This is a genomic window from Mycobacterium sp. DHQP2018-32-09, from assembly GCF_058148405.1.
In genome coordinates this window covers 1-437 of record NZ_JBYVYK010000154.1, presented here as the reverse complement: position 1 = coordinate 437, position 437 = coordinate 1, and the positions used below count along the sequence as shown (strand labels likewise).

The window sequence follows — 437 nt, the reverse complement described above, 5'->3', positions numbered from 1 at the left end:
CATCGGCCTGTTGACGGTGTTCATGCTGGGCGGAGCCACCCGTCTTCCGGCTAAGGCACGGCCAGAGCCAGAGCCAGAGCCAGAGCCCGAACCCGAGCCAGAAGCAGAACCGGAAACGGAGCTAGAGCCGGAACCGGTGCCTGAGCCGGAACCCGAATCCGAGCCGGAAGTGGGGGGCGAACCGGACCCGGAGGCCCAGACCCAACCTCAAGCCGAGAGTGACTCCAGCGACCCTCCGGAACAGGCCAAGTGACCAGTCCGGCTACGCTCAGCGGCGTGTCGGTGTCGGATTCTCCTCGTGCGGGTGGCTCGTCGGAGCCCACGTCGCCCGTTGAGATCGCCCCATCTGCCCCGGCACGCGTCGTGGTCCTGGCCTCCGGCACCGGAAGCCTGCTGCGCTCCCTGCTTGACGCGGCTACGGATGACTTCCCGGCCCG

General features: G+C 68.4%; 1 pseudogene. It reads left to right on the top strand.

What is annotated here, in order from left to right:
• Nucleotides 1-282: 282 nt before the first annotated feature.
• Nucleotides 283-437: pseudogene (locus AC30CM_RS27120) on the top strand (phosphoribosylglycinamide formyltransferase); the annotation flags it as partial.